The sequence below is a fragment of the Pseudomonas sp. genome (assembly GCF_002796985.1).
Classification (GTDB): Bacteria; Pseudomonadota; Gammaproteobacteria; order Pseudomonadales; family Pseudomonadaceae; genus Pseudomonas.
Genome location: NZ_PEKX01000007.1, coordinates 36,352 through 55,270, shown reverse-complemented (window position 1 = coordinate 55,270; position 18,919 = coordinate 36,352). Strand labels below are relative to the sequence as shown.

The window sequence follows — 18,919 nt, the reverse complement described above, 5'->3', positions numbered from 1 at the left end:
AAGCAGACGTCGAGTCATGCGGGCTCCTTTGATAGAGGCATTCATTTCGCCAGCCCCCGTTCGAGGAAACCACGGCTGAACAGCACCACCAGGCCATCGAGCACCAGCGCCAGCAGGGCGGTACACACGGCGCCGAGCAGCAGTTTGGATTGGTCGTCCAGGGCGATGGCGGGGAAGATCAGGCTGCCCAGGCTGTTGGCGCCAATCAGGAACGCCAGCGGCGCAGAACCGACGTTCAACGCCAGGGCGATGCGTACGCCGCCCATGATCAGCGGAACGGCGTTGGGCAACTCGACACGCAGCAGCACCTGGCGCGGCGTCATGCCAATGCCGGTGGCTGCTTCCTTGAGCGAGGCCGGCACGGCGCGCAGGCCCTCGTAGGTATTGCGCACGATGGGCAGCAAGGATGCGAGGAACAGCGCGAGGATCGCCGGGCCGTTGCCGATCCCGACTATCGCCAGGGCGATGGCCAGCACGGCCAGCGGCGGGATGGTGTTGCCGACGTTGAACACCTGCATCAGGCGTTCAGCCTGCCCTTGCAGGGCCGGCCGACTGAGCAACATGCCGGCGGGGATACCGACCGCAATGGCGGCCAGCATGGACGCGAACACCAGGACCAGGTGCGCCTGCAGATAGAACAGCAGGTCTTCGCGGTACTGCCACAAAGTGGCGGGGGTGATCCAGTGGATCAGCAAAGCCAGCACAACGACTGCGAAGCAGACGCCGAACAGGGCCTTGCCCGTGGTGGACTTCACCATGGTTGGGGGACTCCCTTCGGGTGCGCGGCGACTGGCATCGCCGCGCTCACTTGACGCTCGGCCCCGTCCATGAAATTGCGTTGGGGCCGTCATTAAATGCAACGAGAATCAGGCACTTGCGATTAGCTTGTGGATTGACGTCGCGAAGGGGTGGACCCCGCCGCGTGCCGTTACGTTCAATCCAATTGCCATCCTTGTGCCATCGCGCGGCGGCCCATTCGGCCGCAGCCCCCATGGTCCGGGGGCTGTGGCCGACATACTTTTTTTCGAAAAAATCCTCGATCCGGGTGAACCATCGCCTATCGGCACTTGCCCAACGCCGAATGCGCCCGGCGAAAACGCGCGCTGATTGGCTCAGCGGTTATCATCGGGCTCCTTTCGCGTGCCCCCGACCCATGGATAGGTCACTCGGGGCCGGCGTCTTGCCTACCACGGAGATTCATCACCATGCTCGATCTGGCTGCGGCGTTCATCGCGCTGACCACCCTGCTCACCTACGTCAACTACCGCTTCATCCGCCTGCCGCCGACCATCGGCGTGATGGCCACCGCCCTGGTGTTCTCACTGATCGCCCAGGGGCTGTCGATGGCCGGTTATCCGGTCCTGGAAGTCGAGATGCAGCAAATGATCAGCCGCATCGACTTCTCCGATGTGCTGATGACCTGGTTCCTCCCGGCCCTGCTGTTCGCCGGCGCCTTGCACGTCAACCTCGCCGACCTGCGCAACTACCAGTGGCCGATCACCCTGCTGGCCACCTTCGGCGTGCTGATCGCCACCACTGTGATCGGCTACCTGGCCTACTACACCTTCGCCCTGTTCGGCTGGCACGTGGACTTCATCTACTGCCTGCTGTTCGGCGCACTGATCTCGCCCACCGACCCTATCGCGGTACTGGGCATCCTCAAGTCCGCCGGCGCGCCCAAGCCGCTTGCCACCACCATCGTCGGCGAATCGCTGTTCAACGACGGCACCGCCGTGGTGGTCTTCACCCTCCTGCTGGGCATCCTCCTGGCCGGCGAAACGCCCAGCGCCTCGACCATCGCCTGGCTGTTCGTGCAGGAAGCCGTCGGCGGCCTGCTGTTCGGCGCGGCACTGGGCTACGGGGTGTTCCTGATGATGCGCGGCATCGACCAGTATCAGGTGGAGGTCATGCTGACCCTGGCCCTGGTGATCGGAGGCGCGGCACTGGCTGCGCGGCTGCATGTCTCGGCGCCGATCGCCATGGTGGTCGCCGGCCTGATCATCGGTAACCACGTACGCCAATACGCGATGTCCGACGAGACGCGGCGCTACATCGACAAGTTCTGGGAGCTGATCGACGAGATTCTCAACGCCCTGCTGTTCGCCCTGATCGGCCTGGAACTGCTTCTGCTGCCGTTCAACTGGCTGCATGTGGTCGCCGGCCTCACCCTCGGCGGTGCGGTGCTGGTGTCGCGCCTGCTCACCGTGGCCCCGGTCATCCTGGCGCTGCGCCAGACCGCATCCGGACGCCGCCAGGTGCCCACCGGCACCATCCGCATCCTCGTCTGGGGCGGCCTGCGCGGTGGCGTCTCGGTCGCCCTGGCGCTGTCCCTGCCGCTGGGCGAGCAGCGCGACCTGATCCTCAGCCTCACCTACATCGTGGTGCTGGTGTCGATCCTGCTTCAGGGCCTGTCCATCGGCCCGCTGGTACGACGCATCTACAAGGGCGCCGAGCCCGCTGCCGACAGCGATCACTGACGGCCGCAAGCCTTGCGTCGCCGGGTCTGCCGGCGACGCAGCGCTTTACGCTATAATCCCGCGCTTTTCGGGCCGCTCGCCGCCCGTCTTCACCGAATCGACCAGGCACCCATCCATGAGCATCCAAGCCGCCGAAGTCGCGAAGCGCCGCACGTTCGCGATCATCTCCCACCCCGACGCCGGTAAGACCACCATTACCGAGAAGCTCCTGCTGATGGGCAAGGCAATCGCCGTCGCCGGTACCGTGAAGTCGCGCAAGTCCGACCGCCACGCCACCTCCGACTGGATGGAGATGGAGAAGCAGCGCGGCATCTCCATCACCACCTCGGTGATGCAGTTCCCCTACCGCGAGCACATGATCAACCTGCTCGACACCCCCGGCCACGAAGACTTCTCCGAAGACACCTACCGCACCCTGACCGCGGTGGACTCGGCGCTGATGGTCCTCGACGGCGGCAAGGGTGTAGAGCCACGCACCATCGCCCTGATGGAAGTCTGCCGGCTGCGCGACACGCCCATCGTCAGCTTCATCAACAAACTCGACCGCGACATCCGCGACCCCATCGAGCTGCTCGACGAAATCGAAGCGGTACTGAAGATCAAGGCCGCGCCGATCACCTGGCCGATCGGTTGCTACCGCGACTTCAAGGGCGTCTATCACCTCGCCCAGGACAAGATCATCGTCTACGTGCCCGGCCACGGCCACGAGCGCATCGAGACGAAGATCATCGACAAGCTCGACTCGGACGAAGCCCGCGCGCACCTGGGCGACCTCTACGACAACTTCCTCGAAGAGCTGGAGCTGGTGCAGGGCGCCTGCCACGAGTTCAGCAAGGAAGCCTTCCTCAAGGGCGAGATGACCCCGGTGTTCTTCGGTACCGCGCTGGGCAACTTCGGCGTCGACCAGGTGCTCGACTGCATCGTCGACTGGGCCCCGCAGCCGCTGGAGCGTGGCGCCAACGAGCGCGTGGTGCAGCCGACCGAAGAGAAATTCTCCGGCTTCGTGTTCAAGATCCAGGCGAACATGGACCCGAAACACCGCGACCGCATCGCCTTCATGCGCATCTGCTCGGGCAAGTACGAGAAGGGCATGAAGATGCGCCACGTACGCCTGGGCAAGGACGTGAAGATCGCCGACGCGCTGACCTTCTTCTCCAGCGAGCGCGAGCAGCTGGAAGAGGCCTTCGCCGGCGACATCATCGGCCTGCACAACCACGGCACCATCCAGATCGGCGACACCTTCACCGAAGGCGAGGCGCTGGGCTTCACCGGCATCCCGCACTTCGCCCCGGAACTGTTCCGCCGCGTACGCCTGAAGGACCCGCTGAAATCCAAGCAGCTGCGCCAGGGCCTGCAGGAGCTGGCCGAGGAAGGCGCGACGCAAGTCTTCTTCCCCGAGCGCAACAACGACATCATCCTCGGCGCCGTCGGCGTGCTGCAGTTCGACGTCGTCGCCAGCCGCCTGAAGGAGGAATACAAGGTCGAGTGCGCCTACGAGCAGATCAACGTCTGGTCGGCGCGCTGGATCGAGTGCAAGGACGAGAAGAAGCTCAAGGAGTTCAAGGACAAGGCCTTCGAGAACCTCTCCGTGGACGGCGGTGGCCACCTCACCTACCTGGCCCCGACCCGCGTCAACCTGGCGCTGATGGAAGAGCGCTGGCCGGACGTCACCTTCCGCGCCACCCGCGAACACCACTGAGTTCGCCGCCCACAAAACGCCCGCCTTGCGCGGGCGTTTTCATTTGTCTTTTCGTAGGAGCGAGCTTGCTCGCGAACCGGACCCAGCAGGTTCGCGAGCAAGCTCGCTCCTACAGTCAGGCCCGGCCTCCTCTGCAATCTTTGGCGCTGGATTGCGAGGGGGATTGGCTATGGGATTTCATGGCAAGGATTTGCGTAATGGACGGCACTCAATACCCGGTCAGATCTACTTAGTCACCACAGTGGCCAATCAACGTGAACAGATCTTTAACGAGTGGAGTAGCGCGCAGGCGGTTGCACGGGAAATTCATTCTTTTCCCCAGCACGCACCTGCTGAAATCCATGCCTGGGTGCTCATGCCAGATCATCTGCACTGCCTGATCGTACTGGACGAAATGAATCTCGATAGTTGCATGCAGCAGCTTAAGTCGCGCACGGCAATCGCCCTGAATAGATCAACAGGCCGCAGTGGCAAAGTCTGGCAATCGGGCTATCACGATCATGCCCTGCGCCGTGACGAAGACCTGAAAGCCGCAGCCCGTTACCTGGTCGCCAATCCCATCCGCGCCGGGTTGGTTCGATCGGTCCGCGAGTACCCCTTCTGGAACGCCATCTGGCTGTAACGCATAGCCTGTAGGAGCGAGCTTGCTCGCGAACCCGGCCCCGCAGCGGGGTTTGTTCGCGAGCAAGCTCGCTCCTACGAAAAGCAGCATCCTACGGATCGAGCGCACCCGAGCTCCAGGTGCTGGACGTCGCCCTGCCGGTCAGCTTCGCGGCGATGGCGCCCTGCGGGATCAGCCGGTCGCGATAGCGCGTGGCGAGCAGCCCGTCCTGCGGTGCGCGCAGGATGTGTTCGCTGCTGGCATCGCCAGGCCGGGAAATGATTCGCGCGAAGCGCTCCCCTGCCTCGATGTGCTCACCCAGTTCCCGCTCGAAAACCAGCACACCCGCCGCCGGGGCGAACACGGTTTCCATGAAGCCCATTGGTGTGGCGACGCCCTTCCACTCCGGCAACGCTTCGGCGTCGGTCACCACGCCGCGCGCCCCGAGGAAGCGATAGAGCCCGTCGGCATCCTGCTGCGCCAGCGCATCGCTGACGTCGCCCTGTCCGCGCAATTCAACGGTCGCCACTAGGCGCCCGGCGAATCGCTGCTCGGCTAGCCAAGGGGCGATCACCACCTCCTCGAACGCGCCATCGCCATTGCCTTCCCAGATGATCGCCAGCTCCGCGCGCAGCGCGGCGGCGAGGTCCTGCGCGGCGGGCCAGAAGCACTCGTGGATGTACAGGTACTGCAACGCTTCGTCATCGGTGTGCAGGTCGAGCACGATGTCTGCCGGCGCGGCCAATTCGGCCAAGCGCTTCTGCCACAGCGTGAGGTTGTCCAGCGTCCCGCTGGCGGCGGCCGAAGCGATGAAGCCACGGTTGAAATTGCGCGACGTCGAGTCGTGGTGGCGCCCGAGAATCCGCCCTTGACGGAACTGCCCGATACCGATGGGGTTGGCCTGCGGCACCAGCGTCACGCTGCCGTTCAGCACACCCCGCTCGGCGGCGTCACACAGACGTGGCAGCAGCTCGTGCAGCACCAGCATCCCGGCGATTTCATCGGCGTGCACACCCGCCTGCAGGTACACCCTGGGCCCGGGTCTGCCGCTGTCGATGCGCCAGGCGCGCACACACAACTCGGCGCCGGAATCACCGGGTACGACGAAGGATACGTCCTCGATCATCTGCACTTTCTCCCCTGTCTGGTCTGTGTCTGCTCTCTGTCCGAAGTGCCCATGGAAATCTTCCCCGGCGCCTCCTAGTATCGAAACCGTTCGCCGCGTACCGGCACCCCGCAACACAGGACGCCAGCCCTTGGATATCCCCCGCCAGAAAGCCCAGCGAGCCACGCCCGAGGAACGCCGCGACCATCTCGTGCGCGCCTGCCTCAGGTGTCTGGTCGCCGATGGCCACGCGGGTATCTCGGTGCGCCGCATCGCCAAGGAAGCCGGCGTTGCCGTCGGCCTGGTCAACCACCATTTCGGCAGCATCGACGCACTGGTCGCGCAGGCCTACGAGACCCTCGCCAGTGAAGTCACCCAGGCCCTTTACCAGCAAGTCGATGCCGTCGGCAGCGACCCTGTCGCGCGCATGGAAGCCTTCCTCACCGGCTCCTTTTCGCCCCAGGTGCTGGACCCCGACCTGCTCAGCCCCTGGGTGGTGTTCTGGAGCCTGATACGCCACTCACCGCCGGTGAACGAGGCACATGAGCGTGGCTACCAGAGCTACCTCACGCTCCTGGAAAAACTCATCAGCGAACTCGCCAGCGCCGAAGGCTTCGGCGTGGCGCGCCCACGCCTGGCCGCCATCGGCCTGTCCGCCATGCTCGACGGCCTGTGGCTGGAGTGGTGCCTGAACCCGACCAACTTCAGCGCCGCCGACGGCCTCGAACTCAGCCGCTGCTGGGTGGAAGGCCTCAGACGCGGCGCCTACGCCTGAGGCTCGGCAACGATCTGCTGCGCGTCGGCTGGATATCCTTGGACGAGCCGTGAAATCTCAAACTGCCGTTCTCGCACGGCGTTTACCGAACCAGCTGCGCTGCGGCGGCTTCTGCGCCTCGCGGCGGACCGGCGTGGTGCGCTCCAGCACGGCGAACAGCGCCTCGATGATGAAGGTCAGGCAGACATAGATCGCCGCCACCAACAGCAGCGGCTCGTAGACCTGGAAGGTCTGCGCGCGAACCACGTTGGCCGCGCCGAGCAGATCGACCACGGCGATGGTGGAAGCCAGCGCGGTGGACTTGAGCAGCATCACGCTCTCCCCCGCCAGGGTCGGCAACAGCAGGCGGATCGCCCGTGGTAGCCAGACGCGATATAGCACCAGCGTGCGGTTCATGCCGAACGCCGAAGCGGCCTCCAGCTCACCACGCGGCACGGCCTTCAGGCCGCCGCGCACCACCTCGCCGACATAGGCGCCGACCGAGAGGATCAATGCGATGACGATGTACCAGAAGCCATCGCGCAGGTATGGCCAGAGGAAGCTGCCGCGGATCAGCGGGAACTGCGCGAACAGGCTGCCCAGGCCGTAATAGAAGATGTAGATCTGCACCAGCAGCGGCGTGCCGCGAATGACGCTGGTGTACGCCAGCGCCAGGCGCGAGACCAGGAAGTTGCGCGACATCCGCGCCAGCGCCACGACCAGCGCCAGGGCGAAGCCCAGCGTGGCGGAAATCAGCAGGATCACCAGAGTGGTGCCCAGGCCCTTGAGCAGCAGGGCTCCGTAGACGAATAGCCAGTGTTCGTTCATCGCCGCGCCTCGTTCAGACCGCCGGAATCCAGCGGCGGAAGCGCCGCTCCAGGTAGCCCGCGAACAGGTTGGAAAGCACGGTGAGCACGTAGTACAGCGCCGCCGCGGTGAGGTAGAAGGTCAGGTAGTGACGGGTCGAGCCGGCCGCCTGCTTGGCGGTGTAAAGCAGCTCGTTGGTGCCCACCACGCTGATCAGCGCGCTGTCCTTGATCAGGTTCACCCACAGGTTGGCCATGCCGGCCAGCGCGTTGGGCGCCATCATCGGCAGGGTCACCCGACGGAACAGGCCGAAGCCGTGCATGCCATAGGCGCGCGCCGCTTCGATCTGGCCGAAGGGAATCGACTGGATCGCGCCACGGAAGATTTCCGAGGCATACGCCCCCTGCACCAGGCCGAGCACGACGATGGCCACCATCATGCCGTTGAGCTTCACCTGGCCGTAGCCGAGCCACTCGAAGAACTGGTTCAGGCCCATGGAGCCGACGTAGAACAGCAGCAGGATCAGCAGCAGCTCCGGCACCGCCCGGCACAGCGTGGTATAGCCGCGCGCCAGCATCGCCAGCGGGCGCGGTCCGCCGATCTTGGCGCTGGCCGCCGCCAGGCCGATCAGCAGGCCGACGAGAAAGGCGCCAACGGAAATCTGCAGGGTGACCAGCAGCCCCTTGAGCAGGGCCGGGCCCCAGCCGGTGGGGCCGAAGCCGATCAGGTCGAAGATGCTTTGCATGGCCGTCTCCAGGATAGGAGGGTCAGGGGTCATCCCCGTGCCCGCAGCGGGCACGGGTCCAGCTCACGCCGGGATCACTGCTTGGGCGCGACGCTCATGCCGAAGTACTTGTCCGACAGCGTCTTGTAATCGTCGCTGGCGAGCAGCTTGCCGATGGCTTCGTCCATCTTCGCCTTCAGCGCGGTGTCGTCCTTGCGCATGCCGGCGCCGACGCCACGGCCGAACACCGGGTCGTACTTCACCTCGCCCTTGCTGACGATGCCGGCTGCCTGCGCATCCGGCGACTTGACGAAGGACGCCACGGCGATGCCGTCGGCCATCATCAGGTCGATGCGCCCGGCGACCAGGTCGGCGTTCACCGAGTCCTGGGTGTCGTAGTAGCGCACGTCGGCAATCTTCTCGTAGTACTTCTTCAGGTAGTTGGAGCTGACGGTGGATATCTGCACGCCGATGGTCTTGCCCTTCAGTCCTTCGGGAGTGACCTGCACGTCCACGGCCTGCGGCGCGGCAACCGCGACCGGGGTGTCGTAGTAGGGGCGACTGAAGGCGATCTGTTTTTCGCGCTCGTCGGTGATCGACAGGGAGTTGAAGATCACGTCGATCTTCTTCGCCAGCAGCGCCGGAATGATGCCGTCCCAGGCCACTTCATCAATCTCGCAGGTGGCCTTCATCTCGGCGCAGACCTTGTGGATCAGGTCCGGCTCGAAGCCGACCCAGCTGCCGTCAGGCTGCTTCTGCGAGAACGGCGGATAGGGCTCGGCGGCCAGGGCGAAGCGGATCGTCTCGGCCTGGGCGCTTGCCACGCCAGCCACCAGCATCGCCGCACCCACCATCAGATTGCACAGACCTTTCTTGTTCATCGTGATCCCCTGCATTGTTTTTATTGAGTGTTGGGTCACGCTCATCGATGCGCCGACTGCGCGGCATCGGTCAGCGATTCTGGTGCGCGTTGACGAACTGCCGGCAGCGCTCGCTGCGCGGTCGCGAGAAAACTTCTTCCGGCGTGCCTTCCTCTTCGATCAGGCCCTTGTGCAGGAAAGCCACATGGCTGGAGACATCGCGGGCGAAAGCCATCTCGTGGGTGACCAGGATCATGGTCCGCCCCTCCTCGGCCAGCGAGCGGATTACCCGCAGCACTTCGCCCACCAGCTCCGGGTCCAGCGCCGAGGTCGGCTCGTCGAACAGCATCACTTTAGGCCGCACGGCGAGGGCACGCGCGATGGCGACGCGCTGCTGCTGGCCACCGGAGAGGAAGGCCGGGTATTCGTGGCGCTTCTCCGCCAGGCCGACGCGCTCCAGCAGCGCCTCGGCGCGCTCGCGGGCCTCGGTTTTGCTCTCATGAAGGACGAACGTCGGCGCCTCGATCAGGTTCTCCAGCACGGTGCGGTGCGGCCACAGGTTGAAGCTCTGGAACACCATGCCCAGCTGCGAGCGGATGCGCGTGAGTTGCTTCTGGTCGGCGACCATCGGATCGCCCTGGCGGTTCTGCGTCAGGCGGATGGTTTCGCCGTTGACCGTGACCGAACCTTGGTTGGGAATCTCCAGCATGTTGATGCAGCGCAGCAGCGTGCTCTTGCCCGAGCCGCTGGCGCCGATCAGCGAAATCACCTCGCCCTCGCGGGCCGACAGCGATACGCCCTTGAGTACCTCGAAATCGCCGAAGCGCTTGTGGATATCGCGTACTTCGATGACGGGCTTGCTCGCGGGCTGCGTCAACTCTTGTAGGAGCGAGCTTGCTCGCGAACGCTCCTGATGTTTCGGTGGCTGAGGCAGGTTCGCGAGCAAGCTCGCTCCTACAGGGCGTGCCGGCAGGGATTCGACAAAGCGGATGATCCGCGCACAAGCCTCCGCCATGCTCTCGTCGCTCAAGCCAAAGGACAGCCGCACAAAGCCCTCCGCCTGCGGGCCAAAGGCCGCTGCGTCGAGCACGGACACACCGCTGGCATGGAACAGCTGCCAGGAGAAATCCAGCGAACTGAGGCCGGTATCGCGCACATCCACCATGACGAACATGCCGGCTTCGGGCTTCAGAACTTTCACACGGGGGCAGTCGCTCAGCGCCGCGACCACCAGGTCACGGCGACGGCGGTAGATCTCGCGCATCGACGACACCACCTCGTCATGGCGCTCCACCGCCACCCGCGCGGCCTCCTGCACAAAGCCCGGCAGGCCGTAGAACATGTTCAGCGCAAGGTTTTCCAGGTGCCCGACCAGTGTCGGGTTGGCGACGACCCAACCGGCGCGCCAGCCGGTCATCGCATGGGATTTCGACAGGCTGCCGATGCTCAGGGTGCGCTCGGCCATGCCCGGCAAGGCGGCAAAGCCCTGGTGCTCGCGCTCGAAGGTCAACCCCTCGTAGACCTCGTCCACCACTACCCAAAGGTCATGGGCCTGGGCCAGCTCGGCGATGGCCAGCAGCTCGTCGCGGTTCAGCACGACGCCGGTGGGGTTGTTCGGGTTGGCGAAGAAGATCGCCTTGGTGCGCGGGGTAATCGCGGCAGCGAGGTCGGCTGCCAGGGGGCGAAAGCCGCTTTCCGGACGGGTCGGCACCGGCACCAATACCGCGCCAGTGGCCTTCAGCGTGGCTTCGTAGGTGACGTAGACCGGGTCGAAGACGATGACCTCGTCGCCCTTCTCCAGCAGGCACATCGCGGCGGCGAACAGGCCGTTCTGTGCTCCGGCGACGACGATGACATTTTCCGCGCCCGCCTTTTGCCCGAATCGCCGCTCATGCAGCGCGGCGATCGCCTGGCGCAGTGCGGGTTTGCCGGCCACGTCGCTGTAATGCGTATCACCGGCGCGCAGCGAGGTGATGGCGGCCTCGGTGATGAAGTCCGGCGTGGCGAAATCGGGGTCACCGACGCTGAGCACTATCACGTCGCGACCGGCTCGCTGGGCGGCAATGGCGGCGTAGTGAATGTCCCAGGCGGCGACGCCGGGCCCGACCATCCTGTCCACAAGCGACGAATAACGCATGCAAGGGCCTCATCCGAATGACGGAACGTCCTGCGGATAGATCCGTAGGAATGTGGGGCCACCATAGCCAAGGATGAACGAGTGTTCAACAGCGTTTTCCGACATCAGATATGTCGTTTTCAGACCGTTCACTCAAACAGCTTCCCGCCTTCCGGTGCTGCATGTCGCAAGTCTGACCGACGAACGGAATAACGACATCCACTTAACGGCTTCTTAACGATCTCCCCCGTAGCGTTCTCTCACCCCCTGACAGAGCCGGCACGGCCTTTGGAACACCACATGGAAATGCCCTTCCTCCCTTTCTCCCGCCCCAGCATCGGCGAGGAGGAGATCCAGGCAGTCAATGAAGTCCTGCGTTCGGGCTGGATCACCACCGGGCCGAAGAACGCGGAACTGGAACAACGCTTCGCTCAATCCATCGGTTGCCGACACGCCATCGCGCTGTCCTCCGCCACCGGCGGCATGCACCTGGCACTGATGGCCCTGGGCATCGGCCCCGGTGACGAGGTGATCACCCCGTCGCAGACCTGGGTGTCCACGGTCAACATGATCAGCCTGCTGGGCGCGACGCCGGTGTTCGTCGATGTCGACCGCGACACCCTGATGACCGACGCCGCGCGCATCGAGGCCGCGATCACCCCGCGTACCCGCGCGATCATCCCGGTGCACTACGCCGGCGCCGCCTGCGACATGGACCCGATCGACGAGCTCGCCCTGCGCCACGGCCTCGCCGTCATCGAGGATGCCGCCCACGCCGCTGGCACCCTCTACCGCGGTCGCCCGGTGGGACAGCGCGGCACCGCGATCTTCTCTTTCCACGCGATCAAGAACCTCACCTGCGCCGAAGGCGCCATGTTCGTCACCGACGACGATGCCCTGGCCAATCGCGTGCGCACCCTGAAGTTCCACGGCCTGGGCGTCGACGCCTATGACCGCCTGACCCACGGCCGCAAGCCGCAGGCCCAGGTAGTCGAGCCGGGCTTCAAGTACAACCTCACCGACATCAACGCCGCCATCGCCCTGGTCCAACTGCCCAGGCTCGAAGCGATCAACGCCCGTCGAGCCGAACTGGCCGCTACTTACGCGGAGCGCCTGGCCCACCTGCCGGTGCAACCGCTGGCGATCCCTGACTACCCGCAACACCACGCCTGGCACCTGTACGTCCTGCGCATCGATGCAGAACGCTGCGGCATAGACCGCGACGCCTTCATGCAGGGCCTGCAGCAACGCGGCATCGGCACCGGCATCCACTTCATCGGCAGCCACCTGCACAGCTACTACCGCCAGCGCTACCCGAAGGTGCAGCTGCCCAACACCGAGTGGAACTCCTCGCGGATCGTCTCGATCCCGCTGTTCCCCGACATGACCCGCGACGACCAGGACCGCGTGGTCGACGCCATCGAAACTCTGATCCGGTAATGCCGTCGTGAAACCCTATCCGATCCACCGTGTGTCCATCGTCATCCCGGTGTACAACGAAGAGGCCAGCCTGCCCGAGCTGCTGCGCCGTACCAACGCCGCCTGCGAACAACTGGGCCGCGACTACGAGATCGTGCTGATCGACGACGGCAGCCGCGACAGCTCTGCCGAGTTGCTGCAGGAAGCCGCCGAGGCGCCCGGCAGCCACGTGGTGGCGGTGATCCTCAACCGCAACTACGGCCAGCACGCCGCGATCATGGCCGGCTTCGAGCAATGCCAGGGCGACCTGGTGATCACCCTCGACGCCGACCTGCAGAACCCGCCGGAAGAAATCCCGCGCCTGGTGGAAGAAGCCGCCAAGGGCTACGACGTGGTCGGCAGCGTACGCCAGCAACGCCAGGATTCCGCCCTGCGCCGCTGGCCGTCGAAGCTGATCAACCTCGCCGTGCAGCGCTCTACCGGCGTCGCCATGAACGACTACGGCTGCATGCTGCGCGCTTACCGCGCGAGCATCGTCAAGGCGATGCTCGCCTGCCGCGAGCGCAGCACCTTCATCCCGATCCTGGCCAACAGTTTCGCCCGCCACACCAGCGAGATTCTCGTCGCCCACGCCGAGCGCGAGCACGGCGAATCGAAGTATGACTTCGTGCGCCTGATCAACCTGATGTTCGACCTGGTCACCTGCATGACCACCTCGCCGCTGCGCCTGCTGTCTTTCGTCGGCGGCGGCATGGCAGTGGCCGGCTTCGCTTTCGCGCTGATGTTGCTGGTGCTGCGACTGCTGTTCGGCGCCGCCTGGGCCGGCCACGGCACATTCGTGCTGTTCGCCGTGCTGTTCATGTTCACCGGCGTGCAGCTGGTCGGCATGGGCCTGCTCGGTGAGTACCTGGGCCGCATGTACAACGATGTGCGCGCCCGTCCCCGCTTCTTCATCGAGCGCATCGTCCGCGCCGATGCGCCGCGTCCGCAGATTTCCTCTTCTTCCCCTTCTTTCGAGTCCATCCAGCCATGACCCAGCAGACCATCGTCTTCGCCTATCACGACTTCGGCTGCGCCGGCATCGAGGCGCTGCTCGCCGCCGGTTACCAGATCGACGCCGTCTTCACCCACGCCGACGATCCCAAGGAAAATCGCTTCTACGGCTCGGTGGCGCAGCTCTGCGCACGCCTGGGCATTCCCGTGCACGCTCCGGAAGACGTCAACCATCCGCTGTGGGTCGCGCGCATCCGCGAGCTGCAGCCGCAGTACATCTTCTCCTTCTATTACCGCCATCTGCTCAGCGAAGACCTGTTGGCCTGCGCCGCCGTCGGTGCCTACAACCTGCATGGTTCGCTGCTGCCGCGCTACCGTGGCCGCGCCCCGGCCAACTGGGTTCTGGTCAATGGCGAAAGCGAAACCGGCGTGACCCTGCACCGCATGGTCAAGCGCGCCGACGCCGGTGGCATCCTCGCCCAGCAGAGCGTCGCCATTGCCCCTGATGACACCGCACTGGTGCTGCACGGCAAGCTGCGCGAAGCCACCCGCGAACTGCTCGCTGCCGCGCTCCCCCGCCTGGCGCGCGGTGAGCTGCAGGAAGTCGCCCAGGACGAATCCCGCGCCAGCTACTTCGGTCGCCGCACGCCGGCGGACGGCCAGCTCGACTGGAAACGCCCTGCCCGCGAACTGCACAACCTGGTGCGCGCCGTGACCCAGCCGTACCCCGGCGCCTTCGCCCCGGTGGGCGATCGCAAGCTGATCGTCTGGAGCTCGCGTCTGGTCGCCGGCAACAACGGCCTGGCGCCCGGCTCCGTGCTTTCCGTTGAACCGCTGCGCATCGCCTGCGGCGAAGACTCGCTGGAAATCCTCTCCGGCCAGCAGGGCGACAGCGGCCTGTTCCTCGCCGGCCCCCAACTGGCCCGCGAGATGGGCCTGGTGGACGGCTCGCGCCTGCACGGCGGCGTCGGCAAACCCAAGCGCAAGACCCGCGTACTGATCCTCGGCGTCAACGGTTTCATCGGCAACCACCTCTCCGAGCGCCTGCTGCGCGACGGCAACTACGAGGTCTATGGCCTGGACATCGGCTCCGATGCCATCGAACGCCTGAAGGGCAACCCGGACTTCCACTTCGTCGAAGGCGACATCAGCATCCACACCGAGTGGATCGAGTACCACATCAAGAAGTGCGATGTGGTCCTGCCGCTGGTGGCCATCGCCACGCCCATCGAATACACCCGCAACCCGCTGCGCGTGTTCGAGCTGGACTTCGAGGAAAACCTCAAGCTGGTCCGCTACTGCGTGAAGTACAACAAGCGCGTGATCTTCCCGTCCACCTCCGAGGTGTACGGCATGTGCAGCGACGCCAACTTCGACGAAGACAAGTCCAACCTCATCGTCGGCCCGATCAACAAGCAGCGCTGGATCTACTCGGTCTCCAAGCAACTGCTCGACCGCGTCATCTGGGCCTATGGCCAGAAGGGCCTGAAGTTCACCCTGTTCCGTCCGTTCAACTGGATGGGCCCGCGCCTGGACCGTCTGGACTCAGCCCGCATCGGCAGCTCCCGCGCCATCACCCAGCTGATCCTGCACCTGGTGGAAGGCACCCCGATCCGCCTGGTCGACGGCGGCGAGCAGAAGCGCTGCTTCACCGACGTGGACGACGGCATCGAGGCGCTGGCACGGATCATCGACAACGACGGCAGCCGCTGCGACGGGCAGATCGTCAACATTGGCAACCCGGACAACGAAGCCAGCATCCGCCAGTTGGGCGAAGAACTGCTGCGCCAGTTCGAGGCTCACCCGCTGCGCGACCAGTTCCCGCCCTTCGCCGGCTTCCGCGAAGTGGAAAGCCGCAGCTTCTACGGCGAAGGCTACCAGGACGTTTCGCACCGCAAACCGAGCATCGAGAACGCTCGCCGCCTGCTGAACTGGCAGCCGAGCGTGGAGCTGGCCGCCACCATCGGCAAGACCCTGGACTTCTTCCTCCGTGAAGCCCTGGCTGAACGTGCCGGCGGTGTGCCCCACGCCGTCCCGCTGAAGAAAAGCATCGCCTGATGAGAGCGGGACTGCGCATCGACGTCGACACCTACCGTGGCACCCGTGATGGTGTGCCACGGCTGCTGGACATGCTCGCCGAGGCCGACGTGAAGGCGACCTTCTTCTTCAGCGTCGGCCCCGACAACATGGGTCGGCACTTGTGGCGCCTGATTCGCCCGCAGTTCCTGTGGAAGATGCTGCGCTCCAATGCCGCCGGGCTGTATGGCTGGGACATCCTCCTGGCCGGCACCGCCTGGCCGGGCAAGCCCATCGGCCGCGACCTGGGCCACCTGATGCGGCGCGCCCAGGACGCCGGCCACGAAGTCGGCCTGCACGCCTGGGACCACCACGGCTGGCAGGCCAACGCCGGGCGCTGGAGCGCGCAGCAACTGGAGCAGCAGATCCGCCTCGGCGTGGACACCCTCGCCGACATCCTCGGCAACCCGGTGCAGTGCTCGGCAGTGGCCGGCTGGCGCGCCGACGAGCGCACCGTGGAAGCCAAGGAGCGTTTCGGCTTCCGCTACAACAGCGACTGCCGCGGCCGTTCACCGTTCCGCCCGCGCCTGGCCGACGGCCGCGCCGGCACCCCGCAGATCCCGGTGGACATGCCGACCTTCGACGAAGTCGTGGGGCCACAGGTGGCTCCCTCCGCCTTCAACGACTACATCCTTTCCCGCTTCGACATGGACGCCTTGAACGTGTACACCATTCACGCCGAAGTCGAGGGCATTCTCATGGCCCACGACTTCCGCCGCCTGCTGGCCCAGACCCGCGCCAGCGGCATTCGCTTCGTGCCCCTTGGCCGGCTGCTGCCGGACGACCCGACCACCCTGCCGGAGGCCCGCCTGGTGCGCGGCGAACTGGCAGGCCGCGAAGGCTGGCTGGGGGTCCAGCACGCATGAAGCGCCTGGCCTACCCCACACTCCTGGCCGCCTTCGTGCTGTGCATCCTGCTGCCGATGGCCTTCCACGGACTGTGGATCCCCGACGAGTCACGCAACGCGCAGATCAGCCAGTCCATGCTGCAGAGTGGCGACTGGGTTTCCCCGCACCTGCTCGGCCTGCGCTACTTCGAGAAGCCCACCGGCGGCTACTGGCTGACTGCAGCCAGCCAGGCGGTTTTCGGGCAGAACCTGTTCGGCGTGCGCTTCGGCTCGGCGCTGGTGACCGCGCTGAGCACCCTGCTGGTCATCCTGGTCGCCCGCCGGCTGTGGAACGACCCGCGTCGCACCTGGGCCGCGGGCCTGCTGTACATGAGCTTCGGGCTGATAGCAGGCCAGGCGGGCTACGCCAACCTGGACCCGCAGTTCACCCTGTGCGTGAACCTCAGCCTTGGCGCCCTGTGGTTCGCCTTCGACGCCACCACTGCGCGCGGGCGCTTCGCCGCCTGGAGCCTGCTGGGCGCGGCCTGCGCGTTCGGCTTCATGACCAAGGGGTTCCTCGCCTTCCTGCTGCCGGTGATCGTCGGCCTGCCCTACGCCGTGCTGCAGAAGCGTTTCGGCGAACTGCTGCGCTACGGGCCGCTCGCCGTACTGGTAGCGGCGCTGGTCTGCGCCCCCTGGGTGCTGCTGATCCATGCCCGCGAGCCGGACTTCTGGGACTTCTTCTTCTGGCACGAGCACATTCGCCGCTTCGCCGGGGAAGACGCCCAGCATGGCCGCCCGCTCTGGTTCTTCGTCCCGCTGTTGTTCGCCAGTGCACTGCCCTGGGCGGTGCTGATCTTCCCCGCGCTGCGTAACGGGCTCAAAGGCTGGCGCGACTCGAAGCTGGTGTTCCTGCTGCTGTGGTTCGCCATGCCCTTCCTGTTCTTCAGCCTGGCCAAGGGCAAGCTGCCGACCTACATCATGCCTTGCTTCGCCCCGCTGGCCCTGCTGATGGCCGACGCCATCGGCCGCGCGCTGCAGCAGCGCAAGCAGGTCGCCCTGAAACTCAACGGCGCGCTCAACCTGCTGCTGGGCAGCAGCGCGCTGGCCGGCCTGCTGCTCATGCAAGCCCGCCACCCGCAGTACCACGACGAACTGCCCAGCGTGCTGATGATCGCCCTGGTCTGCTTCGCCTGGGGGCTCGCCGGCCTGCTGCAACTGCTGCGCCCCAATCGCCTCTGGGCGGCGCCAGCCTTTGCAGCCTGGCTGCTGGTGGCGCTGGTGCCCAATGCGATGCCGAACAAGATGGTCAACAGCAAGATGCCCGACCAGTTCATCGCCGAGCATCTGGACCAGCTCAAGGGTGCGCGCAGCCTGCTGAGCAACGACCTGGGTGCCGCCACCGCCCTGGCCTGGCGCACCCAACGCAGCGACATCACCCTGTTCAACACCGAGGGCGAGTTGAAGTACGGCCTGGGCTACCCCGAAGGCCGGGGACGCAGCATCGCCCCAGAAGATATCCACGCGTGGATCGACCGCGCCCGCGCCGAGGGCTCCATCGGCGTGATCATGCGGGTCAACAGCGCCAGCGATGAAGCAGAGCTGGCGATGCTCCCCAGCGACGCCATCAGCTACCGGCAGAACCATCTCGTGGTCCTGCTGATTCCCCAGGCCGCGCCATGACCGCCCTGCTGCTGGCCAGCGTCTGCCTGCTCACCTGCCTGGGCCAACTGGCGCAGAAGTTCGCCGTGGAAAGCTGGCGCGGCGCGCCGTCGAGCCTCTCGGCCAAGCTTTTCTCGCCCTGGCTGATGCTGGCCGTCGCCTGCCTGGGCGGCGGGCTGCTGCTCTGGTTGCTCGTTCTGCAGCGCCTGGAAGTGGGCGTCGCCTACCCGATGCTGAGCCTGAACTTCGTCCTGGTGACCCTGCTGGCGAGCCGCCTGTTCGGCGAGCGTATCGACGCCCGCCACTGGTTCGGCGTGGCTCTGATCGTCGGTGGTGTTGTCCTGCTGGGGATGCACTCATGAAGCGCGGCATCGCCTTTGCCCTGGGCAGCGTACTGCTGGTCAGCGGCGCGCAACTGGGCATGCGCTGGAGCATGACGCGCCTGCCCACGCAGTGGCCGTTCGAGCTGGCGCAGCTGGACGTGGCTGCCCTGCTGGCGCTGGCCGGCGCGGTGCTGGCCTACGCCCTGTCCATGCTCTGCTGGCTGCTCGCCCTGAAACATCTGCCGCTCAGCCGCGCCTACTCGTGGCTGAGCCTGAGCTACGCGCTCGTCTACCTCGGCGCCGCCGTGCTGCCGGGCCTGGGCGAACCCCTGAGCCTGTCACGCACCCTGGGCGTAGCCCTGGTGATCGCTGGCGTGATCGCAATCAACGCGCCACGCCGCCAGAACAGAACAACCGTCATCAAACCCAGCGACGCTCGCTCCGAGCACGCGCAGTTCGATTGACCTCAATCCCGCT

17 protein-coding genes are annotated in these 18,919 nt (G+C 65.7%); 11 read left to right on the top strand and 6 right to left on the bottom strand.

Annotation, left to right across the window (positions count from 1 at the left end):
- Positions 1-41 precede the first annotated feature (41 nt).
- Positions 42-758 carry an ABC transporter permease gene (locus CTR55_RS05795; protein ID WP_296284957.1) on the bottom strand — a complete coding sequence of 239 codons (717 nt, stop codon included), beginning with the start codon at positions 756-758 and terminating at the stop codon, positions 42-44.
- A gap of 447 nt (positions 759-1,205) precedes the next feature.
- On the opposite strand from CTR55_RS05795, the gene CTR55_RS05790 reads away from it, so the two are divergent.
- The 3 genes from CTR55_RS05790 (at position 1,206) to CTR55_RS05780 (ending at position 4,798) form a co-directional block, all read left to right on the top strand.
- Positions 1,206-2,477, top strand: a complete 1,272-nt coding sequence (locus CTR55_RS05790) for a sodium:proton antiporter (protein WP_296284956.1) — start codon at positions 1,206-1,208, stop codon at positions 2,475-2,477.
- Between the two features lie 115 nt (positions 2,478-2,592).
- Positions 2,593-4,176 carry a peptide chain release factor 3 gene (locus CTR55_RS05785; RefSeq protein ID WP_296284954.1) on the top strand — a complete coding sequence of 528 codons (1,584 nt, stop codon included), beginning with the start codon at positions 2,593-2,595 and terminating at the stop codon, positions 4,174-4,176.
- A 169-nt stretch (positions 4,177-4,345) separates the two neighbouring features.
- The gene (locus CTR55_RS05780) at positions 4,346-4,798 is read left to right on the top strand and encodes a transposase (protein WP_296284952.1); all 453 of its coding nucleotides are present in this window, start codon (positions 4,346-4,348) and stop codon (positions 4,796-4,798) included.
- 91 nt (positions 4,799-4,889) lie between these two features.
- Here the strand turns inward: CTR55_RS05780 and CTR55_RS05775 are convergent, their stop codons facing one another.
- Complete coding sequence (locus CTR55_RS05775) at positions 4,890-5,903, bottom strand: succinylglutamate desuccinylase/aspartoacylase family protein (protein WP_296284950.1); 1,014 nt, start codon at positions 5,901-5,903, stop codon at positions 4,890-4,892.
- A 130-nt stretch (positions 5,904-6,033) separates the two neighbouring features.
- Between CTR55_RS05775 and CTR55_RS05770 the strand changes: the two genes are divergently transcribed.
- Positions 6,034-6,657 (top strand): TetR family transcriptional regulator C-terminal domain-containing protein, encoded by a 624-nt coding sequence (locus CTR55_RS05770; protein ID WP_296284949.1) that lies wholly within the window; start codon positions 6,034-6,036, stop codon positions 6,655-6,657.
- Between the two features lie 57 nt (positions 6,658-6,714).
- On the opposite strand, the gene CTR55_RS05765 is transcribed toward CTR55_RS05770, so the two are convergent.
- The 4 genes from CTR55_RS05765 to CTR55_RS05750 all read right to left on the bottom strand — a co-directional run bounded on the left by CTR55_RS05765 (position 6,715) and on the right by CTR55_RS05750 (position 11,164).
- Positions 6,715-7,464, bottom strand: a complete 750-nt coding sequence (locus tag CTR55_RS05765) for an ABC transporter permease subunit (RefSeq protein WP_296284945.1) — start codon at positions 7,462-7,464, stop codon at positions 6,715-6,717.
- A 13-nt stretch (positions 7,465-7,477) separates the two neighbouring features.
- Positions 7,478-8,188, bottom strand: a complete 711-nt coding sequence (locus tag CTR55_RS05760) for an ABC transporter permease subunit (RefSeq protein WP_169941796.1) — start codon at positions 8,186-8,188, stop codon at positions 7,478-7,480.
- A 74-nt stretch (positions 8,189-8,262) separates the two neighbouring features.
- Complete coding sequence (locus CTR55_RS05755) at positions 8,263-9,048, bottom strand: transporter substrate-binding domain-containing protein (protein ID WP_296284940.1); 786 nt, start codon at positions 9,046-9,048, stop codon at positions 8,263-8,265.
- Between the two features lie 70 nt (positions 9,049-9,118).
- Positions 9,119-11,164 (bottom strand): aminotransferase class I/II-fold pyridoxal phosphate-dependent enzyme, encoded by a 2,046-nt coding sequence (locus CTR55_RS05750; protein ID WP_296284939.1) that lies wholly within the window; start codon positions 11,162-11,164, stop codon positions 9,119-9,121.
- Between the two features lie 279 nt (positions 11,165-11,443).
- Between CTR55_RS05750 and arnB the strand changes: the two genes are divergently transcribed.
- From arnB to arnF, 7 genes are read left to right on the top strand one after another with little or no spacing between them, the layout of a single operon-like run.
- Positions 11,444-12,583, top strand: a complete 1,140-nt coding sequence (arnB, locus tag CTR55_RS05745; RefSeq protein ID WP_296284937.1) for a UDP-4-amino-4-deoxy-L-arabinose aminotransferase — start codon at positions 11,444-11,446, stop codon at positions 12,581-12,583.
- A gap of 7 nt (positions 12,584-12,590) precedes the next feature.
- Entirely contained in the window at positions 12,591-13,595 is a 1,005-nt protein-coding gene (gene arnC / locus CTR55_RS05740; protein ID WP_296284936.1) for an undecaprenyl-phosphate 4-deoxy-4-formamido-L-arabinose transferase, read from the top strand.
- On the top strand, positions 13,592-15,613 hold the full coding sequence (gene arnA, locus CTR55_RS05735) for a bifunctional UDP-4-amino-4-deoxy-L-arabinose formyltransferase/UDP-glucuronic acid oxidase ArnA (protein ID WP_296284933.1): 2,022 nt from the start codon (positions 13,592-13,594) through the stop codon (positions 15,611-15,613). The genes arnC and arnA overlap by 4 nt, the downstream gene beginning before the upstream one ends.
- On the top strand, positions 15,613-16,497 hold the full coding sequence (gene arnD, locus CTR55_RS05730) for a 4-deoxy-4-formamido-L-arabinose-phosphoundecaprenol deformylase (RefSeq protein WP_296284931.1): 885 nt from the start codon (positions 15,613-15,615) through the stop codon (positions 16,495-16,497). The genes arnA and arnD overlap by 1 nt, the downstream gene beginning before the upstream one ends.
- Positions 16,494-18,140 (top strand): lipid IV(A) 4-amino-4-deoxy-L-arabinosyltransferase, encoded by a 1,647-nt coding sequence (arnT, locus tag CTR55_RS05725; protein ID WP_296284930.1) that lies wholly within the window; start codon positions 16,494-16,496, stop codon positions 18,138-18,140. Before arnD ends, arnT begins: the two co-directional genes overlap by 4 nt.
- Complete coding sequence (gene arnE, locus CTR55_RS05720; protein WP_296284929.1) at positions 18,137-18,481, top strand: 4-amino-4-deoxy-L-arabinose-phosphoundecaprenol flippase subunit ArnE; 345 nt, start codon at positions 18,137-18,139, stop codon at positions 18,479-18,481. Before arnT ends, arnE begins: the two co-directional genes overlap by 4 nt.
- Positions 18,478-18,906 carry a 4-amino-4-deoxy-L-arabinose-phosphoundecaprenol flippase subunit ArnF gene (arnF, locus tag CTR55_RS05715; protein WP_296284928.1) on the top strand — a complete coding sequence of 143 codons (429 nt, stop codon included), beginning with the start codon at positions 18,478-18,480 and terminating at the stop codon, positions 18,904-18,906. The genes arnE and arnF overlap by 4 nt, the downstream gene beginning before the upstream one ends.
- The last annotated feature ends 13 nt before the right edge of the window (positions 18,907-18,919 follow it).